The sequence below is a fragment of the Virgibacillus ainsalahensis genome (genome assembly GCF_055380755.1).
The window spans coordinates 2707613-2722532 of record NZ_AP043943.1 but is presented as its reverse complement, the minus strand read 5'-3'; the positions used below and the strand labels follow the sequence as shown (position 1 = coordinate 2722532).

The following is a 14920-nucleotide window of genomic DNA, read 5'->3' as shown; positions in this document are numbered from 1 at the left end:
AATAAAATAGAGAATAACTACCTCAAGGAGGAATAGAATATGCAATGTCAAAATTGTGGTGTAAATCAAGCGAATGTGAATTTAGCAATGAATATTAATAACCAAAAAATGCAAGTGCATCTTTGTAATGAATGCTTCCAGGAAATCCAGGGGCAAATGATGAATTCAAATGATTTCTTTTCAAAATCCCCGTTTGGTAATGCAAGTGAAGCATTTTCCAATAACTTTTCTCAAGGAAATGGCTCAAACCAGACTGGAACAAAAACAAAGCAGCGAAAAGGTAATAAAGGAAATGGTTTACTAGACCAATTAGGCAAAAATGTAACAGATTCAGCTAAATCTGGCCAAATTGATCCTGTGATCGGCAGGGACAATGAAGTAAAACGTGTTATTGAAACTTTAAATAGAAGAAACAAGAACAATCCGGTATTAATTGGTGAGCCAGGTGTTGGTAAAACAGCGATTGCAGAGGGACTGGCAGTTAAAATAATAGAGGGAAGCGTACCTGCGAAATTAATGAATAAAGAAGTTTACCTACTGGATGTTGCTTCTTTAGTAGCGAATACCAGCATGCGAGGTCAATTCGAAGAACGCATGAAACAACTGATTAGCGAATTACAGGAACGTGAAGAAGTAATCCTTTTCGTTGACGAAATTCATCAATTGGTTGGTGCAGGTACTGCTGAAAGCTCGCAAATGGATGCCGGAAATATTCTGAAACCCGCACTGGCACGTGGTGAATTGCAAATTATTGGTGCCACAACATTGAAAGAGTACCGTCAAATAGAAAAAGACGCAGCATTGGAACGCCGTCTCCAGCCAATCATTGTAAAAGAACCTACACTGGAAGAAGCGGAACTTGTTTTACACGGCATTAAAGACCGTTATGAAAACTTCCATGAAGTCCGCTACTCCGACGAAGCAATTCATGCTTTCGTAACACTGTCAAACCGTTACATCCAGGATCGTTTCCTGCCGGATAAAGCTATTGACCTGATGGACGAAGTGGGATCACGCTTGAATCTTTCCAATGCGGAAAAAGACTCCAATTCCATCCAACAGCATTTGGATGAAATTGTGAGGGAAAAAGAAGAAGCTGCAGAACTGGAAGATTATGAAAAAGCAGCCAACCTTAGATATCAGGAAATTCAGCTGCAAAAACAGTTGGAAAAAGCAAAAGACGAAGAGCAGGTTATTGATGTAGAAGTATCTGATATCCAATTGATAGTAGAAGAAAAAACGGGCATTCCTGTTACGAAGCTGCAAGCAGATGAACAGAAAAAAATGCGCGATATCGGAGACAATCTTGGTGCTAAAGTAATCGGTCAGCACGAAGCAGTAGGTAAAGTTGCTAAAGCAATCCGACGCAGCCGTGCAGGTCTGAAATCTAAATACCGCCCAATTGGTTCCTTCCTATTTGTCGGGCCAACCGGTGTTGGTAAAACAGAATTGACCAAAGCACTTGCTGAGGAGCTATTTGGTTCACGCGATTCACTTATTCGTCTTGATATGAGTGAGTATATGGAAAAACACACCGTTTCTAAAATTATTGGTTCACCACCGGGATATGTAGGACACGAAGAGGCTGGGCAATTAACCGAAAAAGTACGTCACAATCCTTATAACATCATTTTGCTTGATGAAGTTGAAAAAGCGCATCCGGACGTACAAAATATGTTCCTGCAAATTATGGAAGATGGTCACTTGACGGATTCACATGGGCGTACAGTAAGCTTTAAGGAAACAGTTATTATCATGACAAGTAACGCAGGAACAGGTGTGAAAACTGTGAATGTAGGTTTCAATAGCGATAAACATGAATCTGTATCCACATTGGACAACTTAAGTGATTACTTTAAGCCTGAATTTCTGAACCGTTTTGATTCCATTATTAACTTCAATGAACTGTCTGAAGACAATCTGATTGAAATTGTTGATTTGATGCTTACTGAACTTCAAGAAACCATTGAAGAGAATGAGATTAATATTACCATAACAGATGAGGCAAAACGAGAATTAGTAAAACTTGGCTATGATAAGCGCTTCGGTGCAAGACCTTTACGCAGAGTTATCCAGGACAAAATTGAGGATCAGCTTACCGATTTAATTCTGGAAGAAGAATCTGTTAACAAAGTAGAAGTTGATGTAGTTAATGAAAAAATTGTAGTTGAAAAAGCATAGAAGAGATAAATGAAAGGGTCTCGCTGGCAATGTCGGCGAGACCTTTTTCTAATATAATGGAAAATGATTCACGGGTAAGCTTTTAAATAAAGAAACTGCACAGAAATAAGCATGAACGCTCGCATTTAAGGCAGATAAATGAATCGTATAATGGATCATAAATTTATTTCTTAATCATTCATAATTAACGTCAATCTGTTAAAAACTAAGGGATACCCCGAAATAAAGGATGTATCCTATGCGACGTTTGAAAATTTTCCCGGTAATTGTATTAATTATTTCCTTTTCCATTTATACACCAGTACAGGTGGTTCAAGGTGAACGCCAGCCTGAAATGCTGGTTCACTTTATTGATGTCGGACAAGGAGACAGTATGTTGATTCAAACTCCACATGATAAAAACATTCTCATTGACGGTGGGCCGCCCGATGCAGGAGATAAAGTAGTAAGTTATCTTGAAAAGCTTAAAATCGACAAAATCGATCTTTTAGTAGCGACACATCCGGACATTGACCATATCGGCGGTCTCCCCCAAGTAATGAAGTCTTTTCATATCGATCAGGTGCTGGATACTGGTAAACTCCATACAACAAAAACCTTTGTAAATTATATTAGTGAAATCAGAAAACAGGAAATCCCTGTCCAAATCGCACAGGAAAACCAGCAAATTGAGTTGGATCCATTGCTTGATATTAAAGTATTAAACAGCTATGGAAAATTCAAAACCAATAATCAATCCTCCATTGCTTTGAAAATAACCTATCAGGATATTGACTTCCTGCTGATGAGTGATGTGGAAAAAGCACAAGAAGAAGCACTGTTAAAACAGAAGGAACTTCAATCTGAATTTATTAAGATAGCTCATCATGGTTCAAAGACCAGCACATCCCTAGAGTTCTTGCAGGAGGTTAAACCCCAAATAGGCATATTAACTTACAGTGTCCAAAACAGATATGGACATCCAGTAAACCGGGTCATTGAAAATTTGTATAAAGTGAATGCGGAAATTTATTCAACAGCTGTCTTTGGAAATATAATCGTTACAACGAATGGAGAAGATTATTTCGTAGTGCCGGAAAGGAGACCGATTGAAAATTTGTATAAAGGAGCAGGATAAAGACTTATGAATTCATTTCCTCAATAAGACTCATTAAGAAACTCTGCAAAACGCTAATTCTTTGGCTTTTTTGCGGAGTTTTTTCTGGGGAACTAACAGTATCGAAGCGAAATAATCATATTATATCTAAGCTCCTTTCGCATAGTTTGTTTGTATTTCTATAAACTGCGATTAGCTTGAAATGAAGGTTGATGCCTTTACCCGCAGCGGAAATACACTTCGCGCACCTTAGGGTGACCCGTGAACCTCGGGCGAACACGATGTTGGTTACATAGGCGTTGCCCGCGGAAATCAACATAGTAGTTATGTCGCAGTTTATATCAACTAGTAGTTAAAGGTTTATTAATTCTTGAAAAACAACCATCTTTTAGAAATCAGTCATATCTAAAGATTGATTTTAAGAAGAAGCCAATATAAAATGCAAAGGGTATTAGAGATTATGTTGATACGAAAAGGGGAATATGATACGGAAGGAGAACCAAACAGTGCAGGAAATAAATGGGTACGTCCTGGCTGTATATTTTTAATGATACGGAATTTAGGTATTATTTAGTAATAAAATAAAATCCCGGATAGATTGGAAAGCAAAAAATTAGAGACCACAGGAGGTATTACAATGTCATACATAGATGATGGACTGGCTCTTCATACAGACTTATATCAAATCAATATGGCAAAGACATATTGGGAGGATCAGATTCATAATCGTAGAGCCGTATTTGACTTATACTTTAGAAAATCACCATTTGGAAATGGATATGGGGTGTTCGCAGGTTTAGAACGAATCATTGATTATTTGCAGGACTTTCGCTTTCAGACGTCCGATTTAAACTATTTAAAGGAAGAATTGGGGTATGAAGAAGATTTCATTGACTATTTAAAAACCGTACGCTTTAATGGTTCGATTAAAGCAATGCGTGAAGGAGAAATAGTCTTTGGTAATGAACCAATACTAAGGGTGGAAGCAAATTTAGCAGAAGCACAATTATTGGAGACAGCATTGTTGAATATTGTTAACTATCAAACGTTAATCGCTACAAAGGCAGCGAGAATTAAACAAATTGTAAACGGTCAACCACTTATGGAATTCGGAACAAGAAGAGCACAAGAAATGGATGCAGCCATATGGGGAGCTCGTGCATCAGTGATTGGCGGGTTTGATGCCACAAGCAATGTCAGAGCAGGAAAATTATTCGGTATTCCAGTTTCAGGTACCCATGCTCATTCCATGATACAGGCGTATAAGGATGAATATATGGCTTTTAAAAAATATGCAAACAGTCATCAGGATTGTGTATTTTTAGTAGACACATATGACACATTGAAATCAGGTGTCCCGAATGCAATTAAAGTAGCAAAAGAATTAGGAGATAAAATTAATTTCCAGGGGATCCGTCTGGACAGTGGCGATATGGCATATCTGTCAAAAGAAGCAAGGAAGATGCTTGATGAAGCTGGGTTTCATGAAGCTAAAATCTACGCCTCCAATAATCTGGATGAATCTACCATTTTAACACTGCAGGCACAAGGAGCAAAAATTGATGTTTGGGGAGTTGGAACCAAACTGATAACAGGCTATGATCAGCCTGCTCTGGGGGCTGTATATAAACTGGTAGCTATTGAGGATGAAAATCGAGAAATGACGGACACAATAAAAATCTCAGGAAATCCGGAAAAAGTAACAACACCAGGTCTGAAGAAGCTTTATCGTATTGTAAACAAGATCAATCACCGGGCTGAGGGGGATTACATCACCCTAGAAAATGAGAATCCAAATGAAGAAGAAAAACTGAAAATGTTTCATCCTATCCACACCTACATTAGTAAATTCGTTACGGATTTTGAAGCAGTTAATTTGCATGAAGATATATTTGTAGATGGAAAGCTAACCTATAAAAATCCTCCTTTAAATGAAATGCAAGCATATGCAAAAGACCAGTTGAAACTATTTTGGGACGAATATAAACGAACAATCAACCCGGAAGAGTATGCGGTTGATTTAAGTCAGAAGACATGGGACAACAAGATGGAGAACATCCGGAAAGTCAGGGGAAAATTCAAGGAGGTTGCTGAAGGATAAGCTTTATCTGCAACTAGTCCACAGGATAAATACGTACAAATTTATAATATTTTTCAAAACTCCGAAAACGCCTTTTATATGGCTGATTCTCGGGGTTTTTTATTTGATATTGCTTAGTAAATAGTTTGCAAAATTATATTAAAGTGATATCATTTTAATATAATTATAAAATCATATTAGGTGAGAAAGGTGTGCTTGGATGATGCAGGAGAGAAATGCGTGGATGATGAATGGATTTTTAGGTATTATTGTTATTGCCTTACTTTTGGCTGGTACGGTGTTCAGTTTTGTACAGCAGCAGTTTGTTTTGGGTGGGATTTGTTTAGTTCTGGCAATCACATTGGGCAGTGGAATAACACTTGTACAACCAAATCAATCGGTAGTTGTGATTTTTCTGGGAAAATATATGGGAACGATTCGTCGTGAAGGGATTGTTGTTACGGTGCCATTCTCAGTGAGACGTACCATTTCGCTTCGTGTCCGAAATTTTAACAGCAATCGCTTGAAGGTGAATGACGTAAATGGAAATCCGATTGAAATAGCTGCGGTTATTGTATTCAAGGTTGTTGATTCAGCTAAAGCTGTGTTTGATGTGGATAAATACGAGCAGTTTGTAGAGATTCAAAGTGAAACAGCAATCCGCGCAGTTGCGACAAAATATCCTTATGATACTTTTCAAAATGTGGAGCTCAGCCTTCGTGGGAACGCAGAAGAAGTTTCCAATCAGTTAACGACGGAGCTGCAAGATCGGCTTACGGTCGCTGGTGTTGAAATAATCGAAGCACGTTTGACACACCTTGCCTATTCAACGGAAATTGCTCAAGCAATGCTTCAGCGCCAGCAGGCCAGTGCGATTATTGCTGCCCGAAAACAAATTGTTGAAGGTGCTGTAGGGATGGTTCAGGATGCAATTGGACAACTGGAAAAAGACGGGCTTGTGGACTTAGATGATGAACGCCGAGCTTCCATGACAAATAATCTGCTCGTTTCGATCGTTTCAGATAGCGGTACACAGCCTGTAGTGAACACTGGATCATTATACCAATAAAGAAGGGTTATTATGGCGAAAAAGAAGAATTTTCCACTAAGAATAGACCCAAAATTATATGACGTTTTGCAAGCATGGGCAAAGGATGAATTTCGCAGCGTTAACAGCCATGTGGAGTTTCTACTAAGGGAATCAGCAAAGAAATCTGGCAGGCTACCAAAAAAAGAAGATAAAAATGAAGAATAGGGTACTGCACACAATGCGTGTGGTACCCTATTTTTTTAGTTCCTAAGAAACCAACATCGCGGCTAAGAGCATGCTACCGCTACCATTTATAATGAAAACAGCTAACTTAACCAGAAGACTGTCTCCTATATCCTTGGGACTGCGATTACTCGCCCCACCGAAAAGACCTGGGACTGCGATTACCCCCCCCACCAAAAAGATATGTTGCTTTTGACACAAAAGATATAAAAGACGACGTAACAGCTATGTCGATTTCCGCTGCGGACCGTTGCGCACCTTAGGGCAACGCTTCAGCCTCGGGCCAACACGATGTTGGTCACATAGGCGTTGCCCCAAATGTTTTCGGTGGGACGAGTAATCGCAGTCCCAGGACGGGGCGTTCTTAGCCTATGTTCTTTAATTCACCGCTGCGGGATCTTCAGCTCGTGCTGTTCCCGCAGGACAAGGAAAGCTTCGGCAGCGTTACATCGCACGAAGAAAATGTGTACACATTTTCGAGGAGTCAACGGTCCTCCGCTTCAATCAACCATCATAAGAGTGCGCATGGCTATGCTTGTTATATAATTAAGCAGTATAAGTGTTTTGATGAAGTTTCAGGAGCATCTTACCAGCGAAGGAAATACACGAAGACTCCAGCGGGAGAAAAGGCATCGGTGAGACCCCGCAGTGCGATAGCACGAGGAGGCTCACCAGCCGCCCGCGGAAAGCGTAGTGTATTTCCGCAGCGGGTAATCGCACCAACCATAATTTCAAGTTACGTCGTCTTTTATATCAAATGCGACGTTAAAGAGCAACAAGATTTACGAAGAGAGCCAACCATAAAAAGGTATAATCTTGGTTGATGCTGATTATGCTGAATGGTTTTTGCCTTTCTAATAACAGTTGTTTTCATACAAAAGTATAATTTCTTTTTGGGAATCACTTTCAACGAAATCCTGTTTGCGAATGAAGAAGTGGTATAAATTACATAATTGTCAAAAAACTAGTTGACAAATAAGTTAATTAGTTATATGGTTAGTTACAAAGGTAATTAACCAATTAACGAAGGAGTTTAAAATGAAAAACACATTAGATGAAAACAAGCCAATCTTCCTTCAAATAAAAGAACAACTAGAAGATTCGATTATAAATGGAACCATTAAGTATGGAGAAAGAGTACCATCAACGAATGAATTTGCCGCTTATTACAAAATTAATCCTGCCACAGCTGCCAAAGGGATTAACGAACTTGTCACAGAGAAAATTCTTTATAAGCGAAGAGGTGTAGGTATGTTTACAACAGAAGATGCCAAGGAGATTTTAATTGAAAAACGGAAGGAGACGTTTTATGAAAACTATATGCTCCCATTAAAAAATGAAGCAAAAAAACTCCGTCTTGATGAAAAAGAATTACTGGAAATGGTAAAAAGGGAGGATGGAAATAATGAAAATTGAAGTGAAAAATCTATCCAAAATCTATCGGAACACAGAGGCATTGAAAGATGTTTCCTTTACATTGGATGAACCGAAAATTTATGGATTACTTGGCAGGAATGGTGCCGGGAAAACAACATTTATGGATATCTTATCCGGGCAAATACTGGCAAGTAAAGGTCAAATATTAATTGATGGAGAAAATCCTTTTGATAATCAACGATTAACTGAATCGATTTGTCTGATTAAAGAGGGAAATAACTTTAAAAAAGATTTAAAGGTGAAGAACGTTCTCAAAATTTATTCCTTTTTTTATCCGACATGGGATCAGGAACTTGCAGATGAGTTAATCAAAGAATACAATCTCAATCTAAATGCAAAAGTGAAAACACTTTCAAAAGGGATGGAGTCAGCACTTGGGATTATTGTCGGTTTAGCAAGTAAGGCACCAATCACTATTTTTGACGAACCGTATATCGGTCTGGATGCTCCGTCCAGGAAAAAATTCTATGAAATAATGCTGGAAACGTATGAAGAGGAGAAGCGTACCATTATTTTTTCAACGCATTTAATTGATGAAGTCAGTTTATTATTTGAAGAAGTATTGATATTGCAGGAAGGTTCATTAGTTTTGCAGGAGGAAGCGGATGTATTAAGAGATAACACGTGTGCCGTATCAGGAACCGCCGAAGAGGTCAAAGCGTTCACTGCTGACAAAGAAGTAATTGAGGTAAAACAGCTGGCTGGGATGATGACAGCTTATGTGTATGGAAGTGTAGAGGAAGCTAAAACGCACGGATTGAATGTGGAAGGTGTGCCGATCCAGGATTTAATGATTTATCTAACGGAAAGAAAGAAGGGGGCATAACGATGGGCAGACAAATCAAAGGATTGCTTTACTTTTTTATCACAGAAATACGCTATTCACTTATGATTTTTTGGACCATTTTATTAGGGATTTTAGTGGTTTCATTAGCAATCGCATATTTTTTAACAGGTATCGACGATGAAGAGGTATTTTTCACTTTCAGTTTAACGGGACCAATCTATGTATATTGTGCGATAAGAGGATTTTTAGCGGTAAAAGAATGGATCCCATTTTCAATTAAAATAGGAGCAACACGTAAAAATTTGTTTGTTGGTATAGGGATGTTCTTTTTCTTGATGGCTTTGTTAATGGCAATTGCTGCAAGTGTTCTACAGGAGATCGTAGGGGCATTTTCATCGTTGATAGGCATCGATTTATTTTACTTCCTACATTTTTCTTATTTTATGGATGACACATGGTATACAAGAATTGTTATTGATATATCAATTATGATTTTCCTTTTTACATTAATGTTTATTATAGGGGTACTATTTCACAAATATGGGATGGCCGTTGCTGGTAGTGTGTTGGGGGTAATAGCTATTGTGTTACTTGTAGGTATCGCACAAGGCTGGATTTTTGATTTCATTATCGAACTGTTTACGAATGTTGAGCTGACACTTTTTTATCAAGTGCTGGGTATTGGCATCGTGATTTATTGCATTTCCTTCGTGTTCCTAAGAAGAATAACCACTGTGAAAGTGAAGTAGTAGAAGGATTGGGACCCCCAAAAGAGGTTCCAATCCTTTGTTTAATCCGCCATTTCCTTTGTTTTAAACGTAAAGATGGAAGCTGTTAATACAAGGATGATGAGTACGATCGTCACGACGGCTGTTGCAACAAGATCTGATGAAATGCTGCCTGTAATAACCATTTCATTAATATGACTGGAAAGATTATTTGGGCTCCATTCCAGGAAATGTCCGAATACTTGTGTTATGAGACTCATTAGCATAAATGTTAATATCGAAAGAAACGCAACAAGGCCAGGGGTTTTAACAAGTGTATTAAAAAAGATGGATACCGTAATTACTAATGTGAGCCAAAGCCCGTAAAAGAAAACAATCTGTAAAAACGTTATAAAGGTGAGCTCACCAAACAGAATGTTCGTATAATACCAGCTTGCAAGCATTGCCAGAAATAGTGATGACCATACAAGTACAAGGAGTCCTGCCCACTTTGCAGTAATATAATTACGGTAGGATACAGGTTTTACTAAAATCAGTTCTGAAACTCCGCTTTTTCGCTCTCCGGCAATAGTTCCCATCGACATAAGTACAATAACCAGGACACCTAAACTGCTTAATTGACCAAGGCTCATCAAGACAACATCAGCGGGAGTGAATTCGGGCAGCTGAAAGGAGGTATCTTCAGGAAGGCCACCGACGGAATCAATAATTTGTGGCATATAATAATTGGAAATCGGATCAATAATTGCAAGTAAAATAATTACCAAAGGAACCCAAATCCATTTTTTATTACGCCAGTTCTCAACGCTTTCTTTTTTGAAAAGGGTTAGCCATTGCATCATTTCTGCACCACCTTCATAAACATATCTTCTAAAGTTGTTGCTCTATTTATTGCAAATCCGGTCAGCGGCCAGTTACCTTCGGATGCGGCGGTCAGAATTTCCTGTCGTGCCTTGGTAATGTCCTTAGCGTTTATGTGTAATGCGTTTTTCTCTATATAACTGCTTTTCACACTGGGGAGTGCATGCACCTTTTCCTGATATCCTATGATGCCCTCCTGAAATTCAAGCTCAATTTTGGAAGTCTGATATTTATTCCGTAATTCTTCCATTGATCCGGATTCCAGAATCTCACCTTGATGCAGAAGCAGTAATTCATCACTGATTTCATCAGCGTCACTTAAAATATGTGTCGAAAAAAGAATGGTCATCTCCCGCTTCAATTCTTTCATAAGCGTTAAAATCTCACGGCGGCCAATTGGATCCAATGAGGATACAGGCTCATCCAGCATTAACAGCTTTGGTTTATGAATAATTGCCTGGGCAATGCCAAGCCGTTGTTTCATCCCCCCTGAATATTTGCCAATCCGCTTATTTCGTGCTTCATGGATTCCCATTTTTTCCAGCAGCTCTTCTGCACGTTCTGACGCCTCTGTATTGGATAATAAAGCTAGCCGGCCACTGTAAATTAAAAATTCCTTTCCAGTCATCCATGAATAAAAGACGGGATATTGCGGTAAATAGCCAATATATGGGCGAATATCGTCATTTATTTTCATATCTGAGAAAGTAACAGACCCACTCGTTGGGTTGAGTAATCCTGCAAGAGCTCTTAATATTGTTGTTTTACCAGCACCATTTGGACCAATCAGCGCAATGCATCTACCAGGCTGAAATTCAAAGCTGACATTATGGACCGCTGTTTTGCGGTCATACTGTTTTGTGAGATTTGATACGGATAATAATGCCATTTAATCTTTCCTCCTCCCAAAAATAAAATACAATATCGGGCCGATGATATTTACAAATACGATAATAAAAAACCACATCCATCTCGGCCCATTGATATCCTCCGCCTTCGCCCAATCAATGAGTGCTACAATGAGCAATATCCCCTGAATGACAATAAACGGTGCAATAACGACCCAGTTGATATCATTTAAAATTTCCACTTGGAGTATCCTCCTTTTTTGTTCATGATTTATATACGAATAAACAGGCAAAAAGTTCCATGAAAAATGTGTGCACATATCCACAGAACTATCAACAGGAACAACCCCGATAAGGATGGGGTTATTCAAGTTATTAACACTATTCACAACAAAACATTGAGTTGTGCACAAATCATTGTGGAAAACAGGGGCCGTCGTATTGCTGTTAAGGGAATTTATTCACAGCCTGTGGGCAAGTGCAGATTAAGAGATTTGATTAATACAATAAAATTTAATATGGCGGCTAAGCATGCCGTTACCATTTTTAATGAAAACGCTATTTAACCAGAAGGCTATTTTCTAAAAGATTGGGACTGCGCTTACTCATCCCACCGAAAATATTTATTGCTTTTGCGCAAAAGATATAAAAGACGACGTAACTGCTGGGTTGATTTCCGCTGCGGACCGTTGCTTTCCGCGGGCACGGCTTCAGTCTCCTCGAGAAACCCACTCTGCGGGGTCTTCAGACACGTGCTGTTCCCGCTGGAGTCAACGGTCCTCCGCTTCATTCAACCATCATAAGAGTGCATGACTATGCTTGTTATATAATTAAGCAACATAAGTGTGTTGATGAAGTTACAGAGCATCTAACCAGCGAAGGAAATACACGGAGACTCCAGCGGGAAAAAAGGCATCGGTGAGACCCCGGAGTGCGATAGCACGAGGAGGCTCACCAGCCGCCCGCGGAAAGCGTAGTGTATTTCCGCAGCGGGTAATCGCACCAACCATAATTTCAAGTTACGTCGTCTTTTATATCAACTGCGACGTTAATGAGCAACAAAATTTCACCAAAAGAGCCAATCAGAAAAAGGTATTATGGTGTATATACGGAATAAACATTTCCGTTCTACAGTTGTTTTCATACAAACGTTTTACTTGTGCTTATTTGCAAAAAAGAAGAAACCAAAGCAACTTTAGCTTCGGTTTCTTCTTTGAGATAATTGATTGTATAAACGGTCTGCATGCTTAAATTCCTTCTGATAATGAACTTCCTGTGTTTTTGATAAAAATTTATCACGCTGATTTTGTTTGGACTTCTGATTCACTTGGCATCCCTCACTTTTTCTTAGGATGACCGTAATATATTCTCTATATACATATTAAATGAAGACATGATTTTTAATCGTTCTTTGTATGAATAGCTTGTAGGGCCTCCTTCAGTTTCGGTTGCACAAATTGATAACCAGTATCCAATGCTTTTTTAGGGTAAACATATTGGCCTTTAGTAATAAGCTGACTCATTTCACCCAGGCTTGCATGAAGGATGGGGGAGGGGGTTTTTAACCAGTACGGACGCTTCAGTACAGCCGCTAATATTTTAGTGAAGTCCTTATTTCTCTTCGGATTTGGTGCTGTCACATTAACAGGGCCTACCATTTCCTTATGCAACAGACAAAATTCAATAAGGCCTGCGACATCTTCAATGTGTACCCATGAAAGCCATTGTTCCCCGTTTCCTATTTTCCCGCCGACGAGCAGTTTTACCGGCAGTCGCATCAACGGAAGTGCCCCTTCATTTCCTAAAATGACGCCAAAGCGGGCATACACTGTACGAATGCCGAGGGTTTCCGCTTCTTTGGCCGCTTCTTCCCATGTCACTGCAACTTCAGCCAGGAAATCTTCACCTGGATCTGTTGTTTCTTCAGTAAAAATTAAATCTTCACTAATTCCATAATAACCAACAGCAGACCCGCTTATGAAAACTTCAGGCTTTTTATTCATTTTTTCCATCATACGAATAACCTGTCGGGTCGTTTCCACTCTGCTTTTTAAAATTGTTTCTTTTTTCTGTTTGGACCAATACCCAAAAAGCGATTCGCCTGCGAGGTTGATAACAGCATGTATGGCTGGGAGTTTTTCAATTGGATAATCGTAGCTGATGTAGGTAGTCTTGTCTGTATCATGATATTTATCCGGGGATCTTGTGAGTATGTAGATATGATGTTTTTTTTCTTGAAGGTTTGTTGTCAAATTCTTTCCGACAAACCCAGTGCCACCGGTAATTAATATATTCAACGGTATCCATCTCCTTATCATTTCAATCGTTCCGTAATATTATTATATGCATATTTACGATTCTTACGGCAGTGTCCAGGTAATTATTTTCATGCTATCATAAGGGAAAGGGGTGAGAAACGATGAGAAAAATTACCCGGATCACTACACAAAAAAAACATAAGAATCGGTATAATATCTTCTTGGACGATGGCCAAGGTGAAACATATGGATTTAGTGTAGACGAAGCTATATTAGTTGAATACAGGCTTCGCAAAGGTCTCGAAATGGATGATTCCATGATCACTACACTTGTCCAAAAAGATACAGTACATAAGTTATATACCCAAGCCATCCAATTTTTAAGCTACAGAATGAGAACAAAAAAAGAAATTCATGACTATTTAGTGAAAAAAGAGGCCGAAGATGAGCAAATCGATCAGATTATGGGAAAATTGGATGAAGAGAGGCTGATTGATGACAAGCAGTTTGCGGCAATGTTTGTCCGAACTAGAATAAACACTTCCTTCAAGGGGCCTGCAGTCATAAAAAAAGAACTGATTGAAAAAGGGGTTGCTGCAACTGTTGCCAGTGAAGCAGTCGAGCAGTATCCGTATGAAATTCAATATGAGAAAATACAGAAACTGATAGAAAAGAAACAGAAGCAATCGAAAAAAGATTCGTTTCGCAAACAGGTTCAAAACTTACAAGCAACGCTGATGCAAAAAGGTTTTCCACAGGATGTCATTAAAGATGCTTTATCAGACATCAATGATGAAAAAAATGAAGAGGCTGAATGGGAAGCTGTGGTTTACCAGGGAGAGAAGCTGTTTAGAAAGCACCAGACAAAATATGAGGGATATAGGTTGCAGAATAAAGTAAAAGAAGGTCTCTTTCGAAAAGGATTTTCGATTGAATTGATCAACCGTTTCCTTGAGCAGGAGTAATATCATTTCAATTAATTAAAACAATTGATAAAATAGAGAACGTGGGGAGTTGATTAGATGAACTATCGATATAGTGATTTTTCCATTGAACAGTTGCGTGAAGAAATCGCGAAATTAAAGGAAAAGGCACAGAAAGCGGAGCAATTGGGGAATATTTCTGAAGTGGCAGTAAATGAACGGAAAATGCAGGTTGCATTATCATATACAATAAATCCAGGAGATTTTTCTGCAGATGAAATATATCAATTGAAAATGGAGCCAGGCTATAAATTTAAAATTAATTATATAAATGGTGTATTTGCGTGGGGACACCGGGTAGACTTACTGGACAAAATGAATGAAAAAGAAGAAGCAATACCCATTTCGCTGCTCGGTGATAAAGATAAGGATTAAAAGACAGCAGGTG

16 protein-coding genes are annotated in these 14920 nt (G+C 38.8%); 11 read left to right on the top strand and 5 right to left on the bottom strand.

The features are described from left to right. Positions 1–39: 39 nt before the first annotated feature. From ACZ427_RS13375 to ACZ427_RS13335, 9 genes are all read left to right on the top strand, one after another. On the top strand, positions 40–2181 hold the full coding sequence (locus ACZ427_RS13375) for an ATP-dependent Clp protease ATP-binding subunit (protein WP_461176490.1): 2142 nt from the start codon (positions 40–42) through the stop codon (positions 2179–2181). A gap of 238 nt (positions 2182–2419) precedes the next feature. Next, positions 2420–3298 (top strand): ComEC/Rec2 family competence protein, encoded by an 879-nt coding sequence (locus ACZ427_RS13370; protein ID WP_461176489.1) that lies wholly within the window; start codon positions 2420–2422, stop codon positions 3296–3298. Between the two features lie 418 nt (positions 3299–3716). Beyond that, positions 3717–3851, top strand: coding sequence for a hypothetical protein (locus ACZ427_RS13365; protein ID WP_464883444.1), 135 nt, complete (start codon positions 3717–3719; stop codon positions 3849–3851). Positions 3852–3914: 63 nt separating this feature from the next. Beyond that, complete coding sequence (locus tag ACZ427_RS13360) at positions 3915–5378, top strand: nicotinate phosphoribosyltransferase (protein ID WP_461176488.1); 1464 nt, start codon at positions 3915–3917, stop codon at positions 5376–5378. A 202-nt stretch (positions 5379–5580) separates the two neighbouring features. Beyond that, positions 5581–6426 carry an SPFH domain-containing protein gene (locus tag ACZ427_RS13355; protein ID WP_461176487.1) on the top strand — a complete coding sequence of 282 codons (846 nt, stop codon included), beginning with the start codon at positions 5581–5583 and terminating at the stop codon, positions 6424–6426. 12 nt (positions 6427–6438) lie between these two features. Next, positions 6439–6612: a type II toxin-antitoxin system antitoxin gene (locus ACZ427_RS13350; protein ID WP_461176486.1), complete on the top strand. Its 174-nt coding sequence runs from the start codon at positions 6439–6441 to the stop codon at positions 6610–6612. A 1056-nt stretch (positions 6613–7668) separates the two neighbouring features. Beyond that, on the top strand, positions 7669–8046 hold the full coding sequence (locus tag ACZ427_RS13345) for a GntR family transcriptional regulator (RefSeq protein WP_461176485.1): 378 nt from the start codon (positions 7669–7671) through the stop codon (positions 8044–8046). Continuing rightward, the gene (locus tag ACZ427_RS13340) at positions 8036–8893 is read left to right on the top strand and encodes an ABC transporter ATP-binding protein (protein ID WP_461176484.1); all 858 of its coding nucleotides are present in this window, start codon (positions 8036–8038) and stop codon (positions 8891–8893) included. The genes ACZ427_RS13345 and ACZ427_RS13340 overlap by 11 nt, the downstream gene beginning before the upstream one ends. A gap of 2 nt (positions 8894–8895) precedes the next feature. Next, positions 8896–9603 carry a hypothetical protein gene (locus ACZ427_RS13335; RefSeq protein ID WP_461176483.1) on the top strand — a complete coding sequence of 236 codons (708 nt, stop codon included), beginning with the start codon at positions 8896–8898 and terminating at the stop codon, positions 9601–9603. Positions 9604–9644: 41 nt separating this feature from the next. Here ACZ427_RS13335 and ACZ427_RS13330 read toward each other — a convergent pair whose 3' ends face one another. The 5 genes from ACZ427_RS13330 to ACZ427_RS13310 form a co-directional block, all read right to left on the bottom strand. Next, positions 9645–10424, bottom strand: coding sequence for an ABC transporter permease (locus ACZ427_RS13330; protein WP_461176482.1), 780 nt, complete (start codon positions 10422–10424; stop codon positions 9645–9647). After that, positions 10421–11332, bottom strand: coding sequence for an ABC transporter ATP-binding protein (locus ACZ427_RS13325; RefSeq protein WP_461176481.1), 912 nt, complete (start codon positions 11330–11332; stop codon positions 10421–10423). Before ACZ427_RS13325 ends, ACZ427_RS13330 begins: the two co-directional genes overlap by 4 nt. Further along, positions 11333–11533: a PLD nuclease N-terminal domain-containing protein gene (locus ACZ427_RS13320; protein ID WP_461176480.1), complete on the bottom strand. Its 201-nt coding sequence runs from the start codon at positions 11531–11533 to the stop codon at positions 11333–11335. Positions 11534–12486: 953 nt separating this feature from the next. Beyond that, positions 12487–12618 carry a YfhE family protein gene (locus ACZ427_RS13315; RefSeq protein ID WP_461176478.1) on the bottom strand — a complete coding sequence of 44 codons (132 nt, stop codon included), beginning with the start codon at positions 12616–12618 and terminating at the stop codon, positions 12487–12489. 73 nt (positions 12619–12691) lie between these two features. Next, complete coding sequence (locus tag ACZ427_RS13310; RefSeq protein ID WP_461176477.1) at positions 12692–13588, bottom strand: TIGR01777 family oxidoreductase; 897 nt, start codon at positions 13586–13588, stop codon at positions 12692–12694. A 122-nt stretch (positions 13589–13710) separates the two neighbouring features. Here ACZ427_RS13310 and recX point away from each other — a divergent pair, with 122 nt between their 5' ends. Further along, positions 13711–14514 carry a recombination regulator RecX gene (recX, locus tag ACZ427_RS13305; RefSeq protein ID WP_461176476.1) on the top strand — a complete coding sequence of 268 codons (804 nt, stop codon included), beginning with the start codon at positions 13711–13713 and terminating at the stop codon, positions 14512–14514. A 57-nt stretch (positions 14515–14571) separates the two neighbouring features. Then, a complete protein-coding gene (locus ACZ427_RS13300; protein ID WP_461176475.1) occupies positions 14572–14907 on the top strand; it encodes a YfhH family protein in 336 nt (111 codons plus the stop codon). The last annotated feature ends 13 nt before the right edge of the window (positions 14908–14920 follow it).

Excerpts from the sequence above, each read along its gene's own strand:
- ACZ427_RS13375 (WP_461176490.1), top strand. The coding sequence starts at position 40 with ATGCAATGTCAAAATTGTGGTGTAAATCAAGCGAATGTGAATTTAGCA.
- ACZ427_RS13370 (WP_461176489.1), top strand. The coding sequence starts at position 2,420 with ATGCGACGTTTGAAAATTTTCCCGGTAATTGTATTAATTATTTCCTTT.
- ACZ427_RS13365 (WP_464883444.1), top strand. The coding sequence starts at position 3,717 with ATGCAAAGGGTATTAGAGATTATGTTGATACGAAAAGGGGAATATGAT.
- ACZ427_RS13360 (WP_461176488.1), top strand. The coding sequence starts at position 3,915 with ATGTCATACATAGATGATGGACTGGCTCTTCATACAGACTTATATCAA.
- ACZ427_RS13355 (WP_461176487.1), top strand. The coding sequence starts at position 5,581 with ATGCAGGAGAGAAATGCGTGGATGATGAATGGATTTTTAGGTATTATT.
- ACZ427_RS13350 (WP_461176486.1), top strand. The coding sequence starts at position 6,439 with ATGGCGAAAAAGAAGAATTTTCCACTAAGAATAGACCCAAAATTATAT.
- ACZ427_RS13345 (WP_461176485.1), top strand. The coding sequence starts at position 7,669 with ATGAAAAACACATTAGATGAAAACAAGCCAATCTTCCTTCAAATAAAA.
- ACZ427_RS13340 (WP_461176484.1), top strand. The coding sequence starts at position 8,036 with ATGAAAATTGAAGTGAAAAATCTATCCAAAATCTATCGGAACACAGAG.
- ACZ427_RS13335 (WP_461176483.1), top strand. The coding sequence starts at position 8,896 with ATGGGCAGACAAATCAAAGGATTGCTTTACTTTTTTATCACAGAAATA.
- ACZ427_RS13330 (WP_461176482.1), bottom strand. The coding sequence starts at position 10,424 with ATGATGCAATGGCTAACCCTTTTCAAAAAAGAAAGCGTTGAGAACTGG.
- ACZ427_RS13325 (WP_461176481.1), bottom strand. The coding sequence starts at position 11,332 with ATGGCATTATTATCCGTATCAAATCTCACAAAACAGTATGACCGCAAA.
- recX (WP_461176476.1), top strand. The coding sequence starts at position 13,711 with ATGAGAAAAATTACCCGGATCACTACACAAAAAAAACATAAGAATCGG.
- ACZ427_RS13300 (WP_461176475.1), top strand. The coding sequence starts at position 14,572 with ATGAACTATCGATATAGTGATTTTTCCATTGAACAGTTGCGTGAAGAA.